Source organism: Gaiella sp. (assembly GCF_057140465.1).
The window spans coordinates 1-23,731 of sequence record NZ_DBNHWK010000089.1; the positions used below are offsets into that span (position 1 = coordinate 1).

Genomic DNA, 23,731 nt, shown 5'->3' on the forward strand with positions numbered 1-23,731 from the left:
TCGACGTCGGTCGGGATCGCGCCCGCGAGCCGGGCGACGGCGAGGCCGCCGACCGCGAGGCTGACGAGCGCGAGGAACGTCGCCTCCGCGAGCGCCGCGAGGTGCTCGGCCTTGAGGTGCCCGTAGAGGTGCGTCGCATCGGCCGGCTTGCGGGCGTAGCCGACGGCGAAGAAGGTCAGCAGGGCGGCGACGAGGTCGGTGCCGCTGTGGGCGGCCTCGGCGACGAAGGCGAGGCTCCCGGCCGCGAGACCGGACACGAGCTTGATCACTATCAGGACACAGGCCGCAACGACCGACGCGAGTGCGGTACGGCGCTGCGGGGACACGGCGGAGTGGTACCTCAATCCACGGCGGCGGGCGGCCGTCGGCGGCGGGCGAGCAGGATGCCGATCGCGATCGCGACACCTCCGACGAGCTCCAGCGCGACGAGCCGCTCCGACAGCAGCACGACCGCGAACAGCGCGGCCACGAACGGCTGGAGGTTCGCGGCGAGCGTCGCCCGCGCGGCCCCGATCCGGTCGAGCGAGCGGAACCAGAGGACGTTGGTGAGCACCAGCGGGCCGAGCGCGGCGAACACGAGCAGCGCCCAGACCTCGGCGTCGAGCGACCAGTCCTGGGAGCGCGTCTGCCCGCTGCCGCTGAGCGCGATCAGCACCCAGGCCGCCGAGAGGACGACGGCGCTGATCCGGTACGGCGAGTAGCGGCGCATCAGCGGGGCGACGCACGTGGAGTAGGCGGCCCAGGTCGCGGCGGTGAGCACGCCGAGCAGGACCCCGCCGAGGCCTCCGCGGGTCTCGCCGCCGGAGCCGAGCGCGACGAGCCCGACGCCGACGAAGGAGATCGTGGCGCCGAGCCAGAAGCGCGACGTGAGCAGCTCGGTCCTCGTGACGAGGCCGATCAACGCCGCGAAGATCGGGGTCGCCCCGAGGATCAGGGCGACCACCGACGCCGACGTCGTCTTCAGCGCGTAGACGAACCCCAGCTGGTTCAACCAGAGCGTGAGCACGGCCGCGAGGACGAGCCACAGATCGGAGCGCCGGATCGAGAGCGTCCGCTCCGCGACGAGCACGACGACGACGAACACGGCCGCCGCGAGCCCGTAGCGGACGGTCGCGTACGCGAGCGGCTGGAATCCGTGCGTGAGGATGTAGCGGGTGACCGTGAGGTTGAGCGACCACAGCGTGATCACCGTGAGGAGCATCAGCTCGACGGGCGAAGGTCGACGCATCGGTGCGACGCTACTCGTTAGTCTTCCCGCTCGATGAGCGAGCCGACGATCGCCGACGTCGACGCCCTCGTGGGGCCCGCGACGCCGCACTTCGCCTTCCAGATCCGCGCCCGCGTCCGCGAGCTGATCGAGCCGCTCGCGGACGATCATCCCGTGCGACGCTACGGCGAGGAGCGCATCGGGCAACTCGAGAGCCTCGGGTTCGCGTCCACGAAGGCCGAGAACGACGAGGAGCGCGAGCCACGCACACGGGCCGGTTGGGACCGCATCCCGTCCTCCGCCCCGGCCTCCGAGCCTCTGCCCCGCACGACCCGATGACCGTCGAGGGCGCGACCGTCCTCGTGACCGGGGGCTCGCGCGGGATCGGCAAGGCGATCGCCCTGCGGCTCGCGCGCCTCGGCGCAGCGCGTGTCGCGATCGGCTACTTCCGCTCGGACGCGGCGGCCGAGGAGACCGCGGAGGCCCTGCGGGCACTCGGGTCGGAGCCGGTGCTCGTGCGCGGCAACGTCACGTCCGAGCGCGTGCTCGAGCAGGTGGCGGCGCTCGGGCCGCTGGCGGCGCTCGTCCACAACGCGGCGACCGGCGTCATCCGACCGGCGCTCGAGACCGACGAGCGGCACTGGGACTGGACGCTCGGCGCGAACGCGCGCGCCCTGCTCGCGCTGACGAAGGTCGCCGCGCCGTCGATGCCGGTGGGCGCGTCGATCGTCGGGATCTCGAGCCTCGGCTCGACGAGGGTGCTCGAGAACTACGCGCTCGTCGGCACGTCGAAGGCCGCGCTCGAGTCGCTCGTGCGCTACCTCGCCGTCGAGCTCGCCCCCCAGGGGATTCGCGTGAACGCCGTGTCGGCGGGCATCGTGGAGACGGGCGCGCTCGAGCACTTCCCGAACCGGGAGGCGATGCTCGAGATGGGAGCGCGCAATCCGGTGGGGCGCCTCGTGACACCCGAGGACGTCGCCGACGCGGTCGCGTTCCTCTGCTCGCCGCAGGCGGAGATGGTGCGCGGACAGACGCTCGTCGTCGACGGCGGCTGGTCGCTGCTCGCCGGGGCGTGAGCCCGGCGGCTCCGCCGAGCGGGACGCGACCGGGCCGCCGCGCCGCACGCCGATCCGGGACGGGAGGGACTACGCCTCGCAGGCGCCCGCGTTGACGGCGTCCCGGGCGACGTCGAGCGGGCCGCCGGGCTCCCACTGCTGTCCGTTGGGGTCGAGCGTGTAGGCGTTGTTCAGCGCCTCGTACGCCCGGCAGAGGTCCTCGCGTGCGATGAACTCGTAGAGGCCCAGGTTCATCCACGACTCCGGGTTCTCGGGCTGCATCTCGGTCGCCTTCCGGTACAGCCCGCGCGCGAGGTCGTCCTCGCCCCGTGCCTCCGCGACGAGGGCGGCGGCGAGGACCGGATCGAGCGAGAGCGGGTCGAGCGCGCGAGCGCGGTCCGCCGCGTCGGCGGCCTCCTCCAGCCTGCGGTCGTTGAGGAGGCGGATCGCACGATCGACGTCGCGTTGCGCGAGCCACGGGGTGACGAGGACGGCGATCACGGCGAGCGCCGTCGCCGCCGCGGCGCCGACGCGCACGAGCCGGCCCGTCGGCCGGACGCCGGGGCGCCCGGCCGCGAGCAGCGCCCCGAGCACCGCGATCGCGGGCCCGGTGACGGCGATGAAGTCGAGCGGGTAGTCGACGAGCGCATGGACGACGTACGCGGCCGGCAGCGCGACGAGCGCAACGGCGGCGTCCCGCTCCGGGCCGTCGAGGCGGCGGAGCGCCGTGATCGCACCCCCGGCGAGGCCGAGTACGGCGGCGCCGGCGAGGAGGAAGCCGACGAGCCCCGTGTCCGCCAGGAACTGGAGCGGGACGCTGTGCGGCTGCAGGACCGGCGTCCCGTCGTCGCGGACCCGCTTGCGCGCGATCTCGTACGTGAGCGCCCCGGCCCCGCCGACCGGGTGCCCCACGAAGACCTCCCAGGCGTCGTCCCACCAGGCGAGGCGGTTGTTGTCGCAGAGGTCGGTGAAGCGCCCCGGCGCGTTCGCGCACTCACCACCGGAGAACTGATCGCCTGCCCACCGGATCGGGTTGCCGACGGCCGCCACGAGACCGACGAGACCGACGACGACGACGGTGACGGCGGCGACCGCGAGCGCGCGGGCGAGGCGGCGTGCGTGGTCGGCGGCGATCCGCGCGACGGGCACACGCGTCGCGAGGACGACGGCGACGACCGCGCCGGCGAGCCCGAGGACGGCGAAGACGGCACCGTCCTCGACCCGGTCGGCTCGTAGGGCGCCGTCCTCGACGAGCGCGGGGCGAGTGAACGCCCAGGCCCCGACCGCGAGCGCCGGCACGGAGGCGAGGAGCGTCAGCAGGCCGGTCTCGAGGCGACGCGAGGAGAGCGCGAGCACGAGCACGAGCACGAGGGCGCCGGCGACGACGCCGCTCCGCGACTGCGTGAGGAGGACGACGAGGACGCCGGCGTAGACGACGAGGGCCCCTCCCGGACGGGCGCCCCGGGCGCGCACGGAGACAGCGAGCCAGAGCCCGAGGGCGAGCGCCGCATCGGCGAGGAGCGCGAGCGCGTTCCAGTAGTCGACCGGGTTGCGAAGGCGGGCGATGCGCCCTCCGTCCGGGAAGAGACCGGGCACGGCCCTCCCGAGCAGGGCCCAACCGAGCGCCAGGGCGAGGACGAGCGTCAGCACGCCGGCGACCGAACGCATGCCGCGTGCTCCGAGAGCCGCACCCACGACGAGGCCGAGCACGAGGAACGCGAGGTAGACGAGCCCTTTCCCGAGCGCGGCCCACGATCGGTCGCCGGCGACCGACCACACGATCGAGATCCCGCCGAACGCGACGAGAGCCGCCGAGGCGCCGAGCGCGAGCACGCCGGCCCGGTCGAGCCGGGGAAGACGGACGACGCCGAGGAACCCGGCGGCGAGCGCGACCGCCGCGAGCGCCACGACCGTGCTGCCGAGACCGGCGACGGCGTCGTCACCGGAGCCGCCGCCGAAGAACACGGCCCAGAACAGCACGCCCGCGAGCGCGAGCAGGAGGGCGAGAGCGGCCCAGGGCCGACCCGGGCTGCGCGCGAGCGACGAGGCCATCGCGAAGACGCTAGATGATCGATCGGCAGTCGCGCCCCGTGAGCAGGGGAGGGGCCGTCTGCGCGTTCCGGGTTTGCTGCGCGTTCCGGAAAGAGGGAAACGGGCGCGTCTCGCCAACTCTCGTCTTACACATCGTTTACCCTTCACTGATCGCCGACTCATCGCGGAGGACGACACTTGGCTCGAACTCCGGAGTTCGATACGTGACCGACCCACGCCCCATCCGCCGTTGCGCCGCGCTCGCGGTCGCCGCCCTGACCGTCATCGCCCTGGCGATCGTCGCGCAGCCGGCGAGCGCCGCGGACGACTGCGCGAAGCAGGTGATCGCGGACTGGTACGACAACGGCCGCGTCGACCAGATCTACGAGCTCCAGTGCTACCGCGATGCGGTGGACGCGCTCCCCGTCGACGTCCGCGACTACTCGAGCGCGAAGGAGGACATCCTTCGCGCCCTCCAGTTCGCGCAGCGGGGCGCGACCGAGCCGTCGTCCGGCGACACCGACGACGGCGACACCGGAGCGGGCGGCGCCCCTGCCGGTGGGTCGAGCGGCGGCTCCAGTGGTGGGTCTGGCGGCACCGACGGCGGCACCACCGGCGGGATCGGCACCGCCCAGGTCGACACCGCCGGCCCGTCGTCGCTCCCGGTCCCCCTCCTCGTGCTGGCGGGGCTCGCGACGCTCCTCCTCACCCTCGGTGCAGCGGGCTACGTGACCAGGAGGCGGGCGGTCCAGCGCGGCGGCGAACCTCCGACTCCCGCCTGACGCACGCGAGGCCGTCGGCACCCGCTCGCCGCAGCAAGTAGAATCCCCTCCGAGGGGCCAAACCCAAGAATACCTGCAAATCAGGGTTTTTTGGTCCAGCCGAGGCGCGTCCTACGCTGAGCGGCCCGCTCACTTGGACGGAGAGCAGAGCGACGGCTCATCAAGGAACCGCAACGGCTCGGGAGGACGGCAATGGCACTGGCGAAGGACGCGACGCAGGCTCCGGCATCGGCACAGGAGGACATCGTCAACACCGTGATCGACGGGGAGGCGAGCGTCGCGCCAGGTCGCTTCTTCACGATCCCAGGGCGCGACCCGTTCGACGAGGTCGAATGGGAGCTCCGTGACGCACTGATTCCCGGCAAGGGAGCGCCGGCGTTCGAGCAGCGGAACGTGGAGTTCCCGAAGTTCTGGTCGCAGACGGCGACGAACATCGTCGCCCAGAAGTACTTCCGCGGCCGCATGTCCTCCCCCGACCGTGAGCGCTCCGTCAAGCAGATGATCGGGCGAATCGTCGACACGATCGGCGGCTGGGGCCGGAGCGGCGGCTACTTCGCGACGGACGAGGAGGCCGACGCCTTCGAGGCGGAGCTGAAGGCGATCCTCGTCAACCAGATCGCGTCGTTCAACTCGCCGGTGTGGTTCAACGTCGGGTTCGAGGAGAAGCCCCAGTGCTCGGCGTGCTTCATCCTCTCGATCGAGGACTCGATGGAGTCGATCCTCGACTGGATCCGGCGGGAGGGCATCATCTTCCGGGGCGGCTCCGGCTCCGGCCTCAACCTGTCGAGGCTCCGCTCCTCGAAGGAGCAGCTCTCGAAGGGCGGGTACGCGTCGGGCCCGGTCTCGTTCATGCGCGGCGCGGACGCCTCGGCAGGGACGATCAAGTCCGGCGGCAAGACCCGACGCGCGGCGAAGATGGTCGTGCTCGACGTCGACCACCCCGACGTCGAGGAGTTCATCTGGTGCAAGGCGAAGGAGGAGCGCAAGGCGCGCGTGCTCGAGGCGGCAGGCTACGACATGTCGCTCGACTCCTCCGACTGGGCGTCGATCCAGTACCAGAACGCGAACAACTCGGTGCGCGTCACCGACGCGTTCATGGAGTCGGTCGTCGAGGGCAAGGAGTGGAACCTCACGGCGCGGACGGACGGCACGGTGGTCGAGACGGTCGACGCGCGCGGGCTCCTCAAGGACATCGCCGCTGCCGCGTGGGAGTGCGCGGACCCCGGCGTCCAGTACGACACGACGATCAACGCCTGGCACACGTGCCCGAACACGGGACGCATCAACGCGTCGAACCCGTGCTCGGAGTACATGCACATCGACGACTCCGCCTGCAACCTCGCCTCGCTCAACCTCATGAAGTTCCGCCGCGAGGACGGCACCTTCGACGTCCACGCGTTCGAGCACGCCGTCGACGTCATGTTCCTGGCACAGGAGATCGTCGTCGGGTACTCGTCGTACCCGACGCCCGAGATCGGCCGCAACGCCCTGGCGTTCAGGCAACTCGGGCTCGGCTACGCGAACCTCGGCGCGCTCCTGATGGCCGAGGGCCTGCCCTACGACTCGAACGAGGGCCGGGCATACGCGGCCGCGATCACCGCCCTGATGACGGGGCGCGCCTACCGGAAGTCGGCGGAGGTCGCGAAGCGGATGGGGCCGTTCGCCGGATACCAGCCGAACGCCGCGGCGATGCTCGGCGTGATCGCGAAGCACCGCGCGGCGGTCGGGAACATCCAGCACGCCGACGCGGTGCCGGACGACCTGCTCACGGCCGCGAGGCACGCGTGGGAGGAAGCGCTCGACCTCGGCGAGGTGAACGGGTTCCGCAACGCCCAGGCGACGGTGCTCGCCCCCACCGGGACGATCAGCTTCATGATGGACTGCGACACGACCGGCGTGGAGCCCGACTTCTCGCTCGTGAAGTCGAAGAAGCTCGTCGGCGGCGGCGAGATCACGATCGTCAACAAGACGGTGCCGATGGCGCTCCACGAGCTCGGCCACGCGCCGGGCGAGGTCGACGAGATCGTCGCGTTCATCGACGAGCGCAACACCGTCGTCGGTGCGCCCTACCTGAAGGCCGAGCACTATCCGGTGTTCGACTGCGCGATCGGCGACCGGGCGATCCACTACTCGGGCCACGTGAAGATGATGGGCGCGGTGCAGCCGTTCATCTCCGGGGCGATCTCGAAGACCGTGAACCTGCCCGAGGAGACGACCGTCGACGAGGTCTCGCGGCTCCTGGTCGAGGCGTGGCAGCTCGGCGTGAAGGCGATCGCGATCTACCGCGACAACTGCAAGGTGGCGCAGCCGCTGTCGTCCTCCAAGGAGAAGGACGGGGCGACGACGGCCGCCGCGATCGCAGGGCTCGTCCCCTCCGGCGTCCACGTGCCACAGCGCCGCCGCCTGCCGGAGGATCGCACCGAGGTCGGGCGCAAGTTCCGCGTCGGCGACTACGAGGGCTACATCCACGTCGGCCTCTACGACGACGGCACACCCGGCGACATCTTCGTCGACATCGCGAAGGACGGCACGACGATGGCCGGCCTCATGAACTCGCTGATGATCGCCGTCTCGATGGGCCTCCAGTACGGGGTCCCGCCGGAGGTCTACGTCTCGAAGCTCTCGCACATGCGCTTCGAGCCGTCCGGGCTCACGAACGACACGGACATCCGCACGGCGAAGTCGATCGTCGACTACATCTTCCGCTGGTTCGGGAAGAAGTTCCTCACGGAGGATCAGCTCGAGGAGGCGGGGATCCTCACGCCGGAGGTGAAGGCGCGGCTCGCCGCCCAGTACGCGGGCGCGGCACCCGCCGCCGGCGGTGCCGCGGCACCCGCCGAGGCCGCTCCCCCCGGCCAGACGGCGCTGTTCAACCAGTGGGAGGACGCGGTCGAGTGCGCCCGCTGCGGCGGCCGGATGGTGCGCACCGGCTCCTGCTACACGTGCCGCGACTGCGGCACCAACACCGGCTGCAGCTGAGCCGAGGCCCGTTCGTTGTCGCGCCGGGTGACGAGCCGCCCGGCGCGACAGCGCGCTCGTATCGTGCTACGCGTCGGGGTCGCCGGTGTCGGGGAGCGGACCAACGAACTCGATGCCGAACTCGACGGCCGCCTTCCTGATGTGGCCGTCGGGCAGCGACCCGGTCGGACGCTCGCCGGCCGGGCCCGAGGGCAGCGTGATCGCCTCGTAGAACGCACCGTGGTGCGGTGTGGTGAGGATCAGGTAACGCGCCGTCTCCGATGCCACGCGGAAGCCGTGAACGACGCCGGGCGGGACGTACACGAACGAGCCCGCGCCCACGGCTCGGCCGGACGCCCCGTCGACGAAGAACGACACCTGTCCCTCGACGACGTAGAAGGCCTCGAGGTCCTCGACGTGCCGGTGCAGCGGCACCGCCTCACCCTTCCGGGCCCGCTCGTCGACGAGAGCGAACGCGCCGGCGGTGCTGTCCCCGGTGGCGAGGAAAGCCGTCGATGTGTCGCCGAGCCAGCGCACCGTTGCCTCCCCACCGGCGAGGACGTAGGGCCTCGCGGCGACCTCGGTCATGTGACCACCCCCTGCCCGACGGTCGCCCCGTGCGATGCCGCCGGGTCACCTGACGCGGTACAGCTCACCTCGTGCCTCCTCTCGTCGATCTCATGGACGACCTCGTTTCGCCTTCGAGCCCGAAGCGGCAGCCCGCCAGCGCGGCGACCTCGCGGGTCGCGCGCGCCGTGGAGACACCGCGCGTGCGCAAGGCGTCGTAGGCGCGGAAGTCGAAGAACGCGCTGACGATCTGCAACTCGCGCGCACCGACCCGCCGCGGCCGCAGCGCCTCCCGCACGAAGGCCGTGACGGTTGCGCGGAGGTACTCCTCCCACTCGCGCACCTCTGGGAGCTCACGTTCGCGCACGTCGCTGTCGATGTGCCTCCCGGCCCGCTCGTAGAAGCCGAAGATGACGGTCGCAGCGCGCTCCAGGCGCCGCATCGGGTCGCGCTCGTCCCCGATCGCAGCCGCCGCGTCGTCCGGCGACGGAGGCCCCGTCCGCTCGAACAGCAGCTCGCCGCAGGCGGGAACGAGCTCCCGGAGCGACGGGAAGTGCCTGTACACGGTGCCGACGGCGACGTCGGCGCGACGCGCGATGTCCTGCCAGCTCGTCCCGAGGATCCCCTGCTCCGTATGCAGCTCGAGTGTCGCCTCGAGGATCCGTCGTCGCGTTCGCTCCGTGGCCGCCCTGCGCGTCGTCATGTCGTAGTCCCGCGGCGCCACTCGAACACTATTGCATGAACTCTTTAATCAATCAATTGGCTCACCGCTCTACGACCTCCACGCCTGGGACGCGTTCTGGTCGGAGGGGAATGCCGGGGCCGGGCACCCGCCCGGTCCCGGCGACGTCACGCAGGGGGCACGGCGGCGGCGAGCCGGTCGAGCGTGACGCGGTAGCCGACGGGCCGGCCCGCGGCGGCCGTGTCGGCGCCGTGCTCCTCGAGGAACACTTCCCGCGACGGCGCGACGTCGACCAGCTCCTGGAGCTCCGCGTGCACGAGCGCCAGCTCGACGCGGCGTGCGAACGCCTCACTCAGGCTCCCGTACCCCGATCCGCAGGCGCTCATCGCCCGCACGATAGACGGCGTCGCCACCCGGCCGACGTCGCTCGACAGTCCTTCCGGGCCCCGGTGCGCGTCGTCGGCACGCCCCCGCCCGGGGTGCGACGGGGCAGCGTGCGGGCGATGCGCCGCGGCGGCGGGAATGAGCGACGGTAGTCTCCGTCCGTGGCACGGTGGGCGACGTTCGACTGCTACGGCACCCTCGTCGACTGGAACGCGGGGATCGCGGGCGCGCTCGGCGGCGTCGAGCTCCTCGACCGATACCACGAGCTCGAGCCCGCCGTCCAGGCCGAGGACCCGACGCGCACCTACCGCGAGGTCCTCCGCGAGACGGCGCGCCGGATGGGCATCGACGCCGACCCGGCGTCGACCCTCCCCGACTGGCCCGTCTTCCCGGAGGTGACGGCCGCGTTGACGGAGGCCAGGTCGCGCGGCTGGCGGCTCGCGATCCTCTCGAACTCGGATCGCGACCTCATCGAGGCGTCGATCCGGGCGATCGGGGTGGCGTTCGACCTCGCGATCGTCGCCTCGGAGATCGGCTCGTACAAGCCGGCCCTGGAGCACTGGCACGCGTTCGCGGCCGCGGTCGGGCGGCTCCCGGACGTCCACATCGCCCAGAGCCACTTCCACGACGTCGTCCCCGCGACGCGCCTCGGCATCCCGACGATCTGGATCAACCGTCTCGCAGAGGTCGGCGACCCACCCGCGACACGTGAGCAGCCGTCGCTCGCCGGCCTCGCCGACACGCTCGACGCCGTCGCCGGCGACGCACCGCGGCCGCCGTCGAGCGGGAGGTCGCCGCACGCCGCCGTCGAGGCGATCCACCTCGGCCCGGCCGAGGGAGCGGAGCTGCGATCGGTCGCGTCGGCGCGGGCGGTCGCGGGTCGTGGTCTCGAGGGCGACCGCTACTACGCCGACGACGGCGCCGCACCCGGGCAGGCGCTGACGCTCGTGGAGGCGGAGGTCGTCGCGGACGTCGGGCTCCCACCGGGAGGCACGCGCCGACAGGTGACGACGCGCGGCATCCGTCTCAACGACCTCGTCGGCAGGCGCTTCCGGGTCGGCGAGGTCGAGTGCCACGGCGTCGAGCTCTGCGAGCCCTGCGCCCACCTCGAGTCGATGACGCGCCCCGGGATCATGCGCGAGCTCGTGCACCGCGGCGGCATCAACGCCGACATCCTGAGCGACGGCACGATCGCGATCGGCGACGAGATCGTCCCGCTCTAGCGCGTCGGTACGTCGGAATCCCGGCGCGGACGGTGCGGCGCAGCGTCTCGCGGCCGTGTCGGTTCCCGTGCGTCGCCGCTCGCATACAGTGCGAGCCGAGGCAGCGCGTGGAGATCGGCGTCTACAGCTTCGCGGAGGTGACCCCCGACGCCCGGAGTGGGCGCACGGTGACGCCGGGGCAGCGACTGCGCGACCTCGTCGAGGAGATCGCGCTCGCGGACGAGGTCGGTCTCGACGTGTTCGGCGTCGGCGAGCACCACCGTCCGGACTACGCCGTCTCCTCCCCGGCCGTCGTGCTCGCGGCAGCGGCGGAGCGAACGGAGCGGATCCGCCTCACGAGCGCGGTCAGCGTGCTCTCGTCCGACGAACCCGTCCGGGTTTTCCAGGCCTTCGCGACCCTCGATCTCCTGTCCGGCGGCCGTGCGGAGATCATGGCCGGGCGAGGATCGTTCGTGGAGTCGTTCCCGCTCTTCGGCTACGACCTCCGGCAGTACGACGCCCTGTTCGCCGAGAAGCTCGAGCTGCTGCTGCGCCTGCGGGACGCCGAGCACGTGACGTGGTCGGGGGGCCTCCGACCACCGATCGACGGCCTCGGCGTCTACCCGCGGCCCGTGCAGGAGCCGCTGCCCGTCTGGGTCGCCGTCGGCGGCACGCCGGAGTCCGCGGCGCGGGCGGGGGCGCTCGGCCTCCCGATGGCGCTCGCGATCATCGGCGGCCTGCCGGAGCGCTTCGCCCCGTTCGCCGAGATCCACCGGCAGGCGGCGGCACGGGCCGGCCGTGCGGCCCCCGCGCTCGGCATCAACGCGCACGGCTGGATCGCCGACCGGTCGCAGCAGGCCGCCGACGACTACTTCCCCGCGCTCGCGGACACCATGACGCGGATCGGACGCGAGCGCGGCTGGCCTCCGCTCGGGCGCGCGGACTACGACCGCAGCCTGGACCTCCGAGGGCACCTCTTCGTCGGCAGCCCCGCACAGGTGGCCGAGAAGATCCTGTTCCAGCACGAGGTGTTCGGGCACGAGCGCTTCCTGCTCCAGCTCACCGTGGGCACGATGCCGCACGACGAGGTGCTGCGCGCGATCGAGCTGCTCGGCACCGAGGTCGCGCCGGCGGTGCGCGCCGCGCTCGACGCGCGAATGCCGTCGGCCCCGCTCTCCTCCCCACGTGACGGCACCCAGGGTCGGCGGACGGCGTAGGCCGTCGGCTCGAGCTCGACCCCGTCGGGGCTCTCGGCGGACGCCGGCGACGAGGCCGCGGTGTGGGATACTCGGCGTCGTGCGTGTCGCACTCGTGCTCGCAGCTCTCCTCCTCGGTCTCGGCGGCGTCGCCGCCGGGTGTGGCGGTGACGACGGAGCGGAGGAGGCTGCGCCTCCGGCGGCCGAGACGACCGACGCCGTGGACACGGACATGGACGCCGGTGCGGTCGATGGGGCGGCGGTGTTCGCGTCGGCCGGCTGCGGCGGCTGCCACACGCTCGCGGCGGCGGGCTCGGGCGGCTCGGTGGGACCGAACCTCGACGACGCCCGGCCGGACGTCGAGACCGTCGTCGACACGGTGACGAACGGCCGCGGCGCAATGCCGTCGTTCTCCGACCAGCTCTCCGACGACGAGATCCAGGCCGTCGCCGAGTACGTCTCGTCGAGCGCGGGCTCCTAGCCGGCCGTCGTCCCGGCGGCGGAGACCTGCGCCCGGGCCGACCCGCAGACGGCTTCGGCGACCCGGGGACCGGGGCGGACGAACCTGGGAGGATGCGCCCGCGTGGGCCAGTGTTCGGCAATGTCACGTGAGCGGCAGAGACGCAGGAACGTGCCGGGGTCATGGGCTCTTGCGTGTTGCCCGAGGCGAGAGTCCCCATTTCTGACAGGATGGCAATCCCGACGACGATCGGAGAGGAGATGCCCAGCGCCAGAGACGTGATCCTGAAGCACATCGACGCGTTCAACGGCCGTGACGACGACGCCGATCCGTGGGCCGCAGATGCGGAGCTAGCAGCGCCAGGCGCCCAGGTCAGCGGCCGCGACAACGTCATCGGCTTCCTCGCCGTGTTCCAGGAAGCCTTCCCAGACCTCCGCCTCGAGATCGTCCAGCTGCTCACCGACGGGCCGGCCGCAGCGGCCGAGGGAACCCTCACTGGCACTCACGACGGTGTGCTCCGCACGCCCAACGGCGATATCGCGCCGACAGGGCGAGCAGTCGAGCTCCGGTGGGCGGCGCTCTACGTCACCGACGGTGAGACGCTGAAGTCCGAGCACCTGTTCTTCGACCAGATGGACTTCCTCGGCCAACTCGGCCTCCTCCCCGGCTAACGCCGGGAGACCTGCGCCCGGGCCGGCCCGCAGACGGCGTCGGCGACCCGGGGACCGGGGCGGACGAACCTGGGAGGATGCGCCCGCGTGACCGAACGCGTGCTCACCCGACCCTTCGCGCTCGTCTGGGTCGCGACGTTCGGGTCGCTCTTCACCATCGGGATGCTCCTCCCCGTCCTCCCCGTCTACGCGAGGGGCCCGCTCGACGTCGGCGACGTCGGGGTGGGCGTCGCGGTCGCAGCGGCGAGCCCGACGGCCCTGCTGCTCCAACCGCTCGCCGGGCGTCTCGGAGACCGCCGCGGGAGGCGGCGCCTCGTGATCGTCGGCTGCCTCGTGCTGGCAGGCAGCGTCGCCCTCTACGTCCCGGCCTCCTCGCTGGCCGCGATCGTCGCGCTGCGCCTCGTCGGCGGCGTCGGCGAGGCACTGCTGTTCGTCGGCTCGGCGACGATCGTCAACGACCTCGCGCCCGACTCCCGGCGCGGCGAGGCGGTGAGCCTCTACTCGCTCGCGGTCTGGGGGGGCCTCGCCGCGGGCCCGCTCCTCGGCGAGCTGCTCCTGCGCGACGACCACTACGACACCGTCTGGCTCGTCGCCGCCGGCGTGTCGCTCGTCGCCGCGCTCGCAGCATCCGGGCTGCCGGAGACGAGGCCGAGCGACCTCGAGGTCGACACCCGCCGCCAGCCGTTCGTCCATCCGGCGGCGCTCCTTCCCGGGCTCGTCCTCGTCCTCTCGATGATCGGGTTCGCCGGGATGGCCGCGTTCGCACCGCTCTACGCGAGGGAGCTCGGCCTCTCGGGCGCCGGCCTCGTGTTCGGGCTCAACGCGTCGATCGTGATCGGCATCCGCTCGATCGGTCGCCGGATCCCCGACCGCTTCGGGTCGGCACGCACGGCGACGGCCGCCATGGCCCTGGCCGCGGTGGGGTTCGGGGTGATCGCGCTCGCGCACTCCGCGACCGGGCTGTACCTGGGGACGGCGGTCCTCGCCTCCGGACAGGCGCTGATCTTCCCCGCGCTGATGATGATCGTGGTCGCGCGCGCCCCTGCGACCCAGCGCAGCGCCGCCGTCGGGAGCTTCACCGCAGCGGCGGACCTCGGGTACGCGATCGGCGCCGTCTCGTTGGGTGCGGTCGCCGCCTCGACCGGCTACCGCGGCGTCTTCGCCGTCGCGGCCGTCGTCCTCGCCTGCGGTGTCGTCCCGCTGCTCCGGATCCGCTCCACAGCCGGCGTCACGACACCGGCCGCCGCGGACGCGCCACCCTAGTGCGAGGGCGCCGCGTTCGACTGCGGAGTTTCCGCGCCTGACAACCGTGTGCCCGCGGATGCGAGGCGTGGCCCCGACTGAGACCGTCCGGGCAGGACGAGGGTCATCCCGGGCGAAAGTCCTCCCGGGCGAAAGTCCTCCCACAGGTCTACGAGGAAGGAGCGACGGTGACGACGCCGTTGGCAGAAGGTCGACCATCCATCACACACCGCTACCTGGAGACGCTCCTCGCCGATGCCGTCGCGCGCAGCCCGGGCGAGACCGAGTTCCACCAGGCGGTCGCGGAGGTCGCCGAGTCACTGGTGCCGGTCATCGACCGGCATCCCAGCTACCGGGAGCAGAAGATCCTCGACCGTCTGATCGAGCCGGAGCGCGTGATCATGTTCCGGGTGCCGTGGGTCGACGACCACGGCGAGATCCACGTCAACCGCGGGTACCGGATCGAGATGTCGAGCGCGATCGGCCCCTACAAGGGTGGCCTGCGGTTCCACCCGAGCGTCTACCTCGGGCTGTTGATGTTCCTCGCGTTCGAGCAGGTGTTCAAGAACGCGCTCACGACGCTCCCGATGGGCGGCGGGAAGGGCGGCTCCGACTTCGACCCGAAGGGCCGCAGCGACCTCGAGGTGATGCGGTTCTGCCAGTCGTTCATGACGGAGCTCCAGCGCCACATCGGCCCCTTCACCGACGTCCCGGCCGGGGACATCGGCGTCGGCAGCCGGGAGATCGGGTACCTGTTCGGCCAGTACAAGCGCATCCGCAACGAGTTCAGCGGCGTGCTCACCGGCAAGGAGCTCGAGTGGGGTGGCTCGCTGATCCGACCGGAGGCGACGGGGTACGGGACCGTGTACTTCGCCGAGGAGATGCTCGAGACGCGAAGCGAGGGCCTCGAGGGAAAGACGTGCCTCGTCTCCGGCTCCGGGAACGTCGCCCAGTACGCGGTCGAGAAGCTGATCATGCTCGGGGCGAAGCCGGTCACGCTCTCCGACTCGGACGGCTTCGTCCACGACCCCGACGGCATCGACGACGAGAAGCTCCAGTGGGTGATGGACCTCAAGAACGTGCGGCGGGGGCGCATCCTCGAGTACGCGGAGCGCTTCCCCCGGGCGACCTATACGCCGACGATTCCCGAGGGCCGCAACCGGCTGTGGGCGGTCCCGGCCGACTGCGCCTTCCCGTGCGCGACCCAGAACGAGATCTCGGGTGACGACGCGGCGACGCTCGTCGCGAACGGGGTCGTGCTCGTGGCGGAGGGCGCGAACATGCCGACCGTGCCCGAGGGGGTCGACCGCTTCCGCGAGGCGGGTGTCCTGTACGGGCCGGGGAAGGCCGCGAACGCCGGCGGCGTCGCCGTCTCCGGGCTCGAGATGTCCCAGGACGCACTGCGGATCACCTGGACGCGCGAGGAGGTCGACCTGCGCCTGCGCGGGATCATGGCCTCGATCCACAAGACGTGCCGCGAGACGGCGGAGGAGTACGACGCGCCCGGGGACTACGTCGTCGGCGCCAACATCGCCGGGTTCGTCAAGGTCGCGGAGGCGATGCTCGACCAGGGCATCGTCTGAGAGGCGCTCGGGCGGACGCCGCGCCACGCCGCGCCCCCGGGCCCATCGACGCCTCCTCCACGACTACGATCGGGGTCGTGGACGAGCGGCTGCTCGGTCAGAGCGGGATCGCGGTCTCGCGCGTGATCCTCGGGTGCGGCAACTTCGGCGGCGTCGGTTCTGCTCCGGCGCTCTTCGGGCAGGGGACGCCGAGGGACGTGGCGTTCCGACTGATGGACGAGGCATGGGACCTCGGCGTGACGACGTTCGACACCGCGGACGCGTACGGCGGCGGCACGAGCGAGTCCTGGATCGGCGAGTGGCTGGCCGCGAAGGGAGCCGCGGTGCAGGACCGCATCGTCCTCTGCACGAAGACCTTCAACCCGATGCGCGAGGGTGCCGACCGCGGGCTGTCGCGCGTCCGCATCCGGCGGCAGATCGCGACGAGCCTCGACCGCCTCGGCGTCGATCGGATCGCGTGCTACATGACGCACGACTTCGACCCCGAGGTCGCACAGGAGGAGACGCTCCTCGCGTTCGACGAGCTCGTCCGCGCGGGTACCGTGGGGGCGGTGGGCGCCTCGAACTTCACGGCCGAGCAGCTCGCCGAGGCGATCGAGCTGTCGGCCCTCGAGGGCCTCGTGCGCTACGAGTGGGTGCAGAACCAGTTCTCGCTCCTCGAGCAGCAGGACCACGAGACCGTCTTCCCGCTCTGCCACGAGCACCGCATCGGCTACACCCCGTTCAGCCCGCTCGCCGGGGGCTGGCTCTCCGGCAAGTACCGGCGCGGCGAGGAGGCCCCGGCCGGGTCGCGGATGACGCAGCGCCCCGAGGCCTACCGCGGCTACGCAGTCGACGAGGTGTTCGACGCCCTCGAGGTTCTCGAGCGCCACGCGTCCGACCGGGGCGTGACGACGGCGGCGCTCTCCCTCGCGTGGGCCCTCCACGTCCCGGAGGCGACCGCGGTCGTCGTCGGCCCGAACCGTCCCGAGCACCTGGACGACGTGCGGGCCGCCCTCGACGTGTCGCTCACGCACGACGAGTGGGCGGAGATCGGGGCGCTGTTCGCATGAGGCCGACACGCAGCCGCCCGGCCTCCACCCCTCTCCCGCGGGGGTCGCGGCCGTGACCGTGCTCGTGCTCTCCGACGCGGACGTGCGGGCCGTGCTGGACATGCCGTCCTGCATCGAGGCGATGCGCGACGCGCTCGTCGCGCTCGAGCGCGACGAGGCGCAGATGCCGCTCCGTTTCATCATGCGACCGGGAACGAAGCAGGTGCTCGGACTGATGCCGGCCTACCGCGGAGGCGACCGGGCGGTGTTCTCGCTGAAGGAGATCGTGGTCGCGCCCGCCAACGCGGCGCGAGGCCTCGATCCCCATCAGGGCGCCGTCCTGCTCCACGACGCGGAGACCGGCCGCCTGCGCGCGATCCTGAACGCGTCGGCGGTGACCGAGATCCGCACCGCCGCGGTGTCCGCGGTGGCCACGTCGCTCCTCGCCCGCGACGAGTCGAGGGTCGTCGCGATCCTCGGCTCGGGCGTCCAGGGCCGCTCCCACGTCGAGGCGATGCGGGCCGTCCTCCCCGACTGCGAGCTGCGCATCTGGAGCCGAACCCCGGAGCGGGCCGTCGGCCTCGCCCTCCAGGCCCATGCCGACGCCGTCGCCACGGTCGCGGAGGCGCTCGACGGCGCCGACGTCGTCTGCACGTGCACGAGCAGCCGCGAGGCGATCGTGCAGCGATCGTGGCTCGCGCCGGGCACGCACGTGAACGCCGTCGGCTCGTCGATCCCGTCGATGCGCGAGCTCGACACCCGGACCGTCGCCGACGCCTCGCTCTTCGTCGACCGCCGCGAGTCGACGCTCGCCGAGTCCGGGGACTTCCGCATCGCGGCGGACGAGGTGGGGCTCGACGACGGGCACATCCTCGCCGAGCTCGGCGAGCTGCTCGTCGGCGCCCATCCCGGGCGCACGCGCCCCGACGAGCTGACGGTCTTCAAGTCGCTCGGCATCGCGGTCGAGGACCTGTTCGCCGCGGAGCTCGCCGTCGCTCGCGCGCGGGAGCGCGGCGTCGGCACCGAGGTCGACTTCTGATCGCCCTCGCCGAGATCGAGGCCGCCCGAGCACGCATCGCGGACATCGCCACCCGCACGCCCCTCGTCCGCCTGCAGGTGGACGGCCCACGCGAGATCTGGCTGAAGCTCGAGTGCCTCCAGCCGATCGGCTCGTTCAAGATCCGCGGCGCCGCGAACGCGGTCCGCCTCGCCGAGCCCGCGCTATCGGCCGACGGGCTCTGGACGACGAGCGCCGGCAACATGGCGCAGGGCGTCGCGTGGATGGCGCGGGAGCTCGGCGTCCCGGCCACGGTGGTCGCGCCCGATCACGCGCCGCGAGCGAAGCTCGACGCGATCGAGCGGCTCGGCGGCCGCGTCGTCCCCGTTCCGCACGAGCGCTGGTGGCAGGCGATGGCAGAGGGAAGCTACCCCGGGCTCGGGGGGCACTTCGTCCATCCCGTGAGCGACCCGGCGGTGATCGCGGGGAACGGGACGATCGGGCTCGAGCTCGCGGAGGAGCTCGACGCGGTCGACGCCGTGCTCGTCCCGTGGGGAGGCGGCGGCCTGACCACGGGGATCGCGAGCGCCCTCGCGGCGGCGAGCCCCGCGACCCGCGTGATCGCGTGCGAGCCCGAGACCGGGGCTCCGGTGAGCGCAGCGCTCGCCGCCGGGCAGCCCGTCGAGGTGCCCTATCGCGCCTCGTTCGTCGACGGCGCCGGCGGCAAGGGGATGCTGCCCGAGATGTGGGAGCACGCGCGTCCGCTGCTCGCGGGGGCGGAGGCCATGTCGATCGCGGACACGGCAGCCGCCGTCCGGCTCCTCGTCGAACGGGCGCACGTCGTCGCGGAGGGCGCCGGCGCGCTCGCGGTCGCCGCTGCGCTCTCGGGTCGTGTGCCCGGGGAGCGCCTCGTGTGCATCGTCTCGGGCGGCAACATCGATGCTGACCGGCTGGCGGCGATCCTCGAGGGCCACGTCCCGGGCTGACCGGAGCCCCCACCTCCCGGTGCGGTGACGGCGTGGCCGCGCTCAGCAGTCGCGGCGCGTCGTCTCGGCGAGGGCGAGCTTCGCCCACTCCGCCGGGACGGCGATCACGTTGCGCCACCAGGGCTCCGGCGCGCCACGCATCGCGAGCTTGGCATCGGTGCAGCGCTCGATCAGCCGCTCGGCCCGGAACAGGTGGTAGCGGGAGCTGACGACGACGATCGAGTTCCAGTCGCGCTTCTCCGCGAGCTGTGCGACGACCCGGGACTCGCCCCGGGTCGAGTAGGGGGAGGCGATGGGGCAGAGAACCTCCACGTCCACGAGCTTCGCGCTCGTCCCTCCCTCGGCGCAGAACGCGACGCGCTCGTCGTCACGCCCGGTCGTGTCCTCGGAGACGACGAGCACGGGAGCGACGCCGTCGCGGACGAGGTCGAGCCCGACGTCGAGGCGCGAGTCTCCGCCGGCGAGGACGACCACGGCATCGGCCCGGGAGACCGGGTCGTCGTCGCGTGCGAGGAAGAGCGCACCGCCGATCGCGTACGCGGCGACGAGGACGAACAGGGCGAGCGTCACGAGACTCCGCACGAGACATGATTACCACCATGGCGACGATCTCCCTGCCTGCGCTGCGACGACTCGTGGTCGCCGCGCAGGGCTACGCGGCCCGTCGGAGACGGGGCACGACGACCGAGGTCGAGCGGGCGATCACCGCCCTGTCGTGCGTCCAACTCGACTCGATCTCGACCGTCGAGCGGAGCCACCGCATCGTCCTCGCGGGACGCGTCGGCGCGTACCCGCGGAGCGCCGTCGACCGCCTCCTCCGCGGTGGCCGGGTGTTCGAGTACTGGGCGCACGAGGCCTGCCTGCTCCCGGCCGAGGACTGGCCCCTGTTCCGGCCGGCGATGGCGGACGGGGGTCGCAGCTGGTACGCGTCGGTCGAGCGGACGCACCCGCATCTCGCCGAGCACGTGCTCGAGCGCATCCGCGTCGAGGGCGCACTCGGCTCGCGGCACTTCGAGGGCGAGGCCGGCGGCGAGATGTGGGCGATGAAGCCGGCAAAGGCGATGCTCGTCCGCCTCTGGAACCGCGGGGAGCTCGTCGTCGCGGGGCGCGACGGCTTCCAGCGGCTGTTCGACCTCCCGGAGCGCGTCCTGCCCCGGGCCGTCCTCGACGCGCCCGTGCCGTCGGAGCGCGAGCGCCTGCGCTCGCTCGCGCTGAAAGCCGTGCGGGCACGCGGGGCGCTCACCGAGCAGGGGCTCGTCGAGCACTGGCGCCTCAAGGGGGGGACGCGGCGCATCCGACCCACGGTCGACGACCTCGTCCGGGACGGGCTCCTCGAGCGGTGGTCCGTGGAGGACGCGGGGCCGGCCGTGCTCGTCCCCGCCGGGTCGACGGTCGATCCGCCCCCGGTCGCCACGCCCGTGCTCCTCTCCCCGTTCGACAACCTCCTCTGGGATCGGTCGTTCACCCGACGCGCGTTCGCCTTCGACCACGTGATGGAGATCTACAAGCGACCGCACGAGCGCCGCTACGGCTACTACGTCCTCCCGCTCCTGCGCGGCGACCGCATCGTCGCGCGCGTCGACCTGAAGGCGGAGCGGGCCGCGGGCGAGCTCGTCGTCCGCGCCGTCCACCGGGAGCCCGGCGTCAGAGGCTCCGGGGCGCTCGACGACGCCCTCGACCGCGCGCTCGACCGGCTCCGGGCCGCCGCCGGGCTCGAGAGCGTCCGTCGCTGACCGCGACCGGCGTTCGGCGATCTACCGATGCGCGCATCGCCTGCGTACGCTACGGAGTAGACATGGATCGACGCATCGGCCTGCCGTTGGTGGTCGTCCTGAAGGCGACGACGATCGGGCTGACGGCGCTCGGCGCCTTCGGGGGGCTGGAGCGGTTCGAGGAGAAGGGGTTCGGCTGGCGGCTGCTCTGGTACCCGATCGCCGTCCTCGCGCTCCCCGTCGTCTGGCGACTGGCCGCGAAGGGCAAGCCGTACCCGTACACCGCGGACGCGCTCCTGACGGTCCCGTTCCTGATCGACGTGCTCGGGAACGTCGTCGACTTCTACGACAAGATCGGCTGGTGGGACGACGTCAACCACTTCGCGAACTGGCTCTTCCTCTCGCTGGGGGCTGGGGCGCTGCTGATGCGCACGGCGCTGGAGCCGCTGGTGGCCGCCGCGCTCGTGATCGCGTTCGGCTCGACCCTCGTGATCCTCTGGGAGCTCGGCGAGTACATGACGTTCCTGCGCGGGAACGAGGAGGAGCTGCCCACCGCCTATCGGGACACGATCGGGGACATGACGTTCGGGCTGCTCGGGTCGCTGATCGCCGCCGCCGTGACCTGGTACGCGATCCACCGCCACCGTGAACAGCAACGGCGCGCGCCGGCGCCGCCGCCGATGGACATCCCGGCACCCGTCTAGCCCGACAGGATCCGGATCCCGTCGCCCAGGAGCATGGCGCCGAAGATCAGGAAGAGGATCGCGAGCACGGCGGCGTTGTTGCGCGAGAGCCAGTCCTTGGTCGGGGTGAGGACGACCTCGGCGCGATCGCGGCCGAGGGCGAGGTAGGTGCCCACCGGGACCGCGATCGAGAGGCTGGCGAGGAGGACGAAGACGACGAGCACGCCTGCGGCCTCGCCTCCGGAGAGCCCCGCGGCCGAGATCGTCGCCACCCCGGCGACGAGCAGCGCGAGGTTCTTCGGGTTCACCGACGAGAGCACCGCGCCGGTCGCGAGCGACGTCGGGAAGGTGAACGTGTCGAGCGCGCCCATCCATCTCGGGAGCTCCGGCTCGACGCCCTCGGGCGGACGCGAGCGCCAGCTCCGCACCGCGAGCAGGAGCAGCCCGACGCCGAGCGCGAGCCTGACGGCTCCGGAGAGCGTCGACTCGCCGCCGTCGTCGGAGGCGGCGTCGGTCGCATCCGAGACGACGAGGACGATCCCCCCGACGACGAGCATGCCGCCGGCCCAGCCTGCGAGGAACGCGAGCCCGTTCGCACGTGCCCGCGGCGTGAACAGCACGAGCACCACCGCGACGATCGGCAGGGGACTGAGGGCGATGCCGATCGCGAGCGGGAGGATGTCGCCGATCGCCGTTCCCACAGAGCGGAACCTACCCGCAGGCACGGCGGCGCGGCGTGCCGCTCAGAGGAAGTAGGCGAGCCGGTTCCAGAGCCGGCTCTGCCGCTGCTCGTCCTCGGTGGCGGGAGGGCGTCCGGGCGTCGCGCGGGCGACGTCCGGCTCGAACAACCGCTCCTCGAGCACGGCCGCGGTCTCGGCGCTGCGCGCGACGATCGCGATCTCCGAGTCACGGTAGAGCGCCCAGGCGTCCAGGTTCACGGTGCCGAGGCTGACGACGTCGTCGGCCACGACGACCTTCGCGTGCACGACGGTGCCCGGCATCTCCCAGACCTCGACCCCGGCGTCGAGCAGGTCCCGGTAGCGATGCCGCAGCGCGGCCGACGCCTGGGCGTCCCGCGACCCTATCCGACGGCTGCTGGACGGAGACTCGCGTAGCCCGGTCGTTACGATCCGGCCATGGAGTTCGAGACGCGCGCGATCCACGCCGGCCAGGCACCCGACGCCGCCACCGGCTCGGTGACGACGCCGATCTACCAGACGTCGACGTTCGCCCAGGAGGCGGTCGGTGTCCACAAGGGCTACGACTACGCGCGCGTCGCGAACCCGACGCGAACGGCGCTCGAGGAGTGCCTCGCCTCGCTCGAGTCGGCCGCCCACGGGCACGCGTTCTCGTCCGGCCTCGGCGCCACGACGACGTTGATGCACCTCGTCGACCCGGGCGAGCGCGTGGTCTGCGTGAACGACGTGTACGGCGGCGTGTACCGCATGTTCTCGCAGGTGTACGCGCCGAAGGGCTACGCGTTCACGTACCTGCCGCCGGAGGAGCTCTCGACCGGCCTCGCCGCGCATCTCGACGAGACGACGCGCCTCGTCTGGGTCGAGTCGCCGACGAACCCGCTGCTCAACGTCGTCGACATCCACGCCGCCGCGACGGCCGCGCACGAGGTCGGGGCGCTGCTCGTCGTCGACAACACGTTCGCCTCGCCGTTCCTGCAGCGACCGCTCGAGCTGGGCGCCGACGTCGTCGTCCACTCGACGACGAAGTACCTCGGCGGGCACTCCGACGTCGTCGGCGGCTTCGTCGCGACGAACGACCCGGCCGTCTCCGAGCGGCTGCGGTTCCTGCAGAAGTCGTTGGGCGCGGTCCCCGGCCCGTTCGACGCCTGGCTCGTGCTGCGCGGCCTGAAGACGCTCGCCGTGCGCATGCAGCGACACTGCGCGAACGCGCGGGCCGTCGTCGCCTTCCTCGAGGACCACCCCCGTGTCGTCGACGTCCTCTACCCGGGCCGCCCCTCGCACCCCGGCCACGAGATCGCGGCGAGGCAGATGGACGACTTCGGGGGAATGGTCTCGTTCCTCGTCGAGAGCGAGGACGAGGCGGTCGATCTCGTCGCGCGGACGCGGGTGTGGACGCTCGCCGAGTCACTCGGCGGTGTCGAGAGCCTGATCGAGCATCCCTACCGGATGACGCACGCGTCCACCGCCGACGCCCCGTTCGCCGCACCCCGCAACCTGATCCGGCTCTCCGTCGGCATCGAGGCGGCAGACGACCTCGTCGACGACCTCGCCCACGCGCTCGCCGCCGTCCCCGCACGGACGTGACGACCCCGCCCCCGACCCCC

The 23,731-nt window shown here is 72.4% G+C and carries 25 protein-coding genes; 16 read left to right on the forward strand and 9 right to left on the reverse strand.

Annotated elements, in window-relative coordinates:
- Both AC162C_RS12490 and AC162C_RS12495 read right to left on the reverse strand, forming a co-directional pair.
- Positions 1-269 (reverse strand): cation efflux transmembrane domain-containing protein (locus AC162C_RS12490; protein WP_484097826.1); only part of this gene is annotated, 269 nt, incomplete at its 3' end.
- A 71-nt stretch (positions 270-340) separates the two neighbouring features.
- The gene (locus AC162C_RS12495) at positions 341-1,228 is read right to left on the reverse strand and encodes a DMT family transporter (RefSeq protein WP_484097827.1); all 888 of its coding nucleotides are present in this window, start codon (positions 1,226-1,228) and stop codon (positions 341-343) included.
- A gap of 33 nt (positions 1,229-1,261) precedes the next feature.
- Between AC162C_RS12495 and AC162C_RS12500 the strand changes: the two genes are divergently transcribed.
- Positions 1,262-1,546, forward strand: a complete 285-nt coding sequence (locus AC162C_RS12500; RefSeq protein WP_484097828.1) for a hypothetical protein — start codon at positions 1,262-1,264, stop codon at positions 1,544-1,546.
- Positions 1,543-2,283, forward strand: coding sequence for an SDR family oxidoreductase (locus AC162C_RS12505; RefSeq protein WP_462973069.1), 741 nt, complete (start codon positions 1,543-1,545; stop codon positions 2,281-2,283). The genes AC162C_RS12500 and AC162C_RS12505 overlap by 4 nt, the downstream gene beginning before the upstream one ends.
- Positions 2,284-2,352: 69 nt before the next feature.
- Here AC162C_RS12505 and AC162C_RS12510 read toward each other — a convergent pair whose 3' ends face one another.
- Entirely contained in the window at positions 2,353-4,314 is a 1,962-nt protein-coding gene (locus AC162C_RS12510; protein ID WP_484097829.1) for an O-antigen ligase family protein, read from the reverse strand.
- Between the two features lie 203 nt (positions 4,315-4,517).
- Here AC162C_RS12510 and AC162C_RS12515 point away from each other — a divergent pair, with 203 nt between their 5' ends.
- Entirely contained in the window at positions 4,518-5,075 is a 558-nt protein-coding gene (locus tag AC162C_RS12515; protein ID WP_484097830.1) for a hypothetical protein, read from the forward strand.
- Between the two features lie 192 nt (positions 5,076-5,267).
- Positions 5,268-8,054 carry a vitamin B12-dependent ribonucleotide reductase gene (locus tag AC162C_RS12520; protein ID WP_484097831.1) on the forward strand — a complete coding sequence of 929 codons (2,787 nt, stop codon included), beginning with the start codon at positions 5,268-5,270 and terminating at the stop codon, positions 8,052-8,054.
- 66 nt (positions 8,055-8,120) lie between these two features.
- Here the strand turns inward: AC162C_RS12520 and AC162C_RS12525 are convergent, their stop codons facing one another.
- The 3 genes from AC162C_RS12525 to AC162C_RS12535 form a co-directional block, all read right to left on the reverse strand.
- Entirely contained in the window at positions 8,121-8,621 is a 501-nt protein-coding gene (locus tag AC162C_RS12525; protein ID WP_484097832.1) for a quercetin 2,3-dioxygenase, read from the reverse strand.
- A 64-nt stretch (positions 8,622-8,685) separates the two neighbouring features.
- The gene (locus AC162C_RS12530) at positions 8,686-9,324 is read right to left on the reverse strand and encodes a TetR/AcrR family transcriptional regulator (protein WP_484097833.1); all 639 of its coding nucleotides are present in this window, start codon (positions 9,322-9,324) and stop codon (positions 8,686-8,688) included.
- 125 nt (positions 9,325-9,449) lie between these two features.
- Entirely contained in the window at positions 9,450-9,668 is a 219-nt protein-coding gene (locus AC162C_RS12535) for a hypothetical protein (RefSeq protein WP_484097834.1), read from the reverse strand.
- A 159-nt stretch (positions 9,669-9,827) separates the two neighbouring features.
- Here AC162C_RS12535 and AC162C_RS12540 point away from each other — a divergent pair, with 159 nt between their 5' ends.
- The 9 genes from AC162C_RS12540 to AC162C_RS12580 all read left to right on the forward strand — a co-directional run bounded on the left by AC162C_RS12540 (position 9,828) and on the right by AC162C_RS12580 (position 19,034).
- On the forward strand, positions 9,828-10,889 hold the full coding sequence (locus AC162C_RS12540; protein ID WP_484097835.1) for an HAD family hydrolase: 1,062 nt from the start codon (positions 9,828-9,830) through the stop codon (positions 10,887-10,889).
- 107 nt (positions 10,890-10,996) lie between these two features.
- Positions 10,997-12,085, forward strand: a complete 1,089-nt coding sequence (locus AC162C_RS12545) for an LLM class flavin-dependent oxidoreductase (protein ID WP_484097836.1) — start codon at positions 10,997-10,999, stop codon at positions 12,083-12,085.
- A 79-nt stretch (positions 12,086-12,164) separates the two neighbouring features.
- A complete protein-coding gene (locus AC162C_RS12550; RefSeq protein ID WP_484097837.1) occupies positions 12,165-12,545 on the forward strand; it encodes a c-type cytochrome in 381 nt (126 codons plus the stop codon).
- 173 nt (positions 12,546-12,718) lie between these two features.
- Positions 12,719-13,195, forward strand: a complete 477-nt coding sequence (locus AC162C_RS12555) for an ester cyclase (RefSeq protein WP_484097838.1) — start codon at positions 12,719-12,721, stop codon at positions 13,193-13,195.
- A gap of 87 nt (positions 13,196-13,282) precedes the next feature.
- Positions 13,283-14,458: an MFS transporter gene (locus tag AC162C_RS12560; RefSeq protein WP_484097839.1), complete on the forward strand. Its 1,176-nt coding sequence runs from the start codon at positions 13,283-13,285 to the stop codon at positions 14,456-14,458.
- Positions 14,459-14,673: 215 nt separating this feature from the next.
- Complete coding sequence (gene gdhA / locus AC162C_RS12565; RefSeq protein WP_484097872.1) at positions 14,674-16,020, forward strand: NADP-specific glutamate dehydrogenase; 1,347 nt, start codon at positions 14,674-14,676, stop codon at positions 16,018-16,020.
- Positions 16,021-16,097: 77 nt separating this feature from the next.
- The gene (locus AC162C_RS12570; protein WP_484097840.1) at positions 16,098-17,072 is read left to right on the forward strand and encodes an aldo/keto reductase; all 975 of its coding nucleotides are present in this window, start codon (positions 16,098-16,100) and stop codon (positions 17,070-17,072) included.
- Between the two features lie 52 nt (positions 17,073-17,124).
- Complete coding sequence (locus tag AC162C_RS12575; RefSeq protein ID WP_484097841.1) at positions 17,125-18,090, forward strand: ornithine cyclodeaminase family protein; 966 nt, start codon at positions 17,125-17,127, stop codon at positions 18,088-18,090.
- Between the two features lie 35 nt (positions 18,091-18,125).
- Positions 18,126-19,034, forward strand: a complete 909-nt coding sequence (locus tag AC162C_RS12580) for a threonine ammonia-lyase (RefSeq protein ID WP_484097873.1) — start codon at positions 18,126-18,128, stop codon at positions 19,032-19,034.
- A gap of 42 nt (positions 19,035-19,076) precedes the next feature.
- On the opposite strand, the gene AC162C_RS12585 is transcribed toward AC162C_RS12580, so the two are convergent.
- Positions 19,077-19,616, reverse strand: a complete 540-nt coding sequence (locus AC162C_RS12585) for a YdcF family protein (protein ID WP_484097842.1) — start codon at positions 19,614-19,616, stop codon at positions 19,077-19,079.
- Positions 19,617-19,633: 17 nt separating this feature from the next.
- Here AC162C_RS12585 and AC162C_RS12590 point away from each other — a divergent pair, with 17 nt between their 5' ends.
- Together AC162C_RS12590 and AC162C_RS12595 are read left to right on the forward strand one after the other, a co-directional pair.
- Positions 19,634-20,767 (forward strand): winged helix-turn-helix domain-containing protein, encoded by a 1,134-nt coding sequence (locus AC162C_RS12590; RefSeq protein WP_484097843.1) that lies wholly within the window; start codon positions 19,634-19,636, stop codon positions 20,765-20,767.
- Positions 20,768-20,829: 62 nt separating this feature from the next.
- A complete protein-coding gene (locus tag AC162C_RS12595; RefSeq protein ID WP_484097844.1) occupies positions 20,830-21,450 on the forward strand; it encodes a DUF2238 domain-containing protein in 621 nt (206 codons plus the stop codon).
- Here AC162C_RS12595 and AC162C_RS12600 read toward each other — a convergent pair.
- Together AC162C_RS12600 and AC162C_RS12605 are read right to left on the reverse strand one after the other, a co-directional pair.
- Positions 21,447-22,130, reverse strand: a complete 684-nt coding sequence (locus AC162C_RS12600) for a GAP family protein (protein ID WP_484097845.1) — start codon at positions 22,128-22,130, stop codon at positions 21,447-21,449. The genes AC162C_RS12595 and AC162C_RS12600 overlap by 4 nt on opposite strands.
- 42 nt (positions 22,131-22,172) lie before the next feature.
- Positions 22,173-22,682, reverse strand: a complete 510-nt coding sequence (locus AC162C_RS12605) for a phospholipase D-like domain-containing protein (protein ID WP_484097846.1) — start codon at positions 22,680-22,682, stop codon at positions 22,173-22,175.
- On the opposite strand from AC162C_RS12605, the gene AC162C_RS12610 reads away from it, so the two are divergent.
- Positions 22,566-23,711 (forward strand): cystathionine gamma-synthase, encoded by a 1,146-nt coding sequence (locus AC162C_RS12610; protein ID WP_484097847.1) that lies wholly within the window; start codon positions 22,566-22,568, stop codon positions 23,709-23,711. The genes AC162C_RS12605 and AC162C_RS12610 overlap by 117 nt on opposite strands.
- The last annotated feature ends 20 nt before the right edge of the window (positions 23,712-23,731 follow it).

Coding starts and splice junctions, on each gene's coding strand:
- AC162C_RS12495 (WP_484097827.1), bottom strand. CDS start 1,228: ATGCGTCGACCTTCGCCCGTCGAGCTGATGCTCCTCACGGTGATCACG.
- AC162C_RS12500 (WP_484097828.1), top strand. CDS start 1,262: ATGAGCGAGCCGACGATCGCCGACGTCGACGCCCTCGTGGGGCCCGCG.
- AC162C_RS12505 (WP_462973069.1), top strand. CDS start 1,543: ATGACCGTCGAGGGCGCGACCGTCCTCGTGACCGGGGGCTCGCGCGGG.
- AC162C_RS12510 (WP_484097829.1), bottom strand. CDS start 4,314: ATGGCCTCGTCGCTCGCGCGCAGCCCGGGTCGGCCCTGGGCCGCTCTC.
- AC162C_RS12520 (WP_484097831.1), top strand. CDS start 5,268: ATGGCACTGGCGAAGGACGCGACGCAGGCTCCGGCATCGGCACAGGAG.
- AC162C_RS12525 (WP_484097832.1), bottom strand. CDS start 8,621: ATGACCGAGGTCGCCGCGAGGCCCTACGTCCTCGCCGGTGGGGAGGCA.
- AC162C_RS12535 (WP_484097834.1), bottom strand. CDS start 9,668: ATGAGCGCCTGCGGATCGGGGTACGGGAGCCTGAGTGAGGCGTTCGCA.
- AC162C_RS12590 (WP_484097843.1), top strand. CDS start 19,634: ATGGCGACGATCTCCCTGCCTGCGCTGCGACGACTCGTGGTCGCCGCG.
- AC162C_RS12595 (WP_484097844.1), top strand. CDS start 20,830: ATGGATCGACGCATCGGCCTGCCGTTGGTGGTCGTCCTGAAGGCGACG.
- AC162C_RS12610 (WP_484097847.1), top strand. CDS start 22,566: ATGGAGTTCGAGACGCGCGCGATCCACGCCGGCCAGGCACCCGACGCC.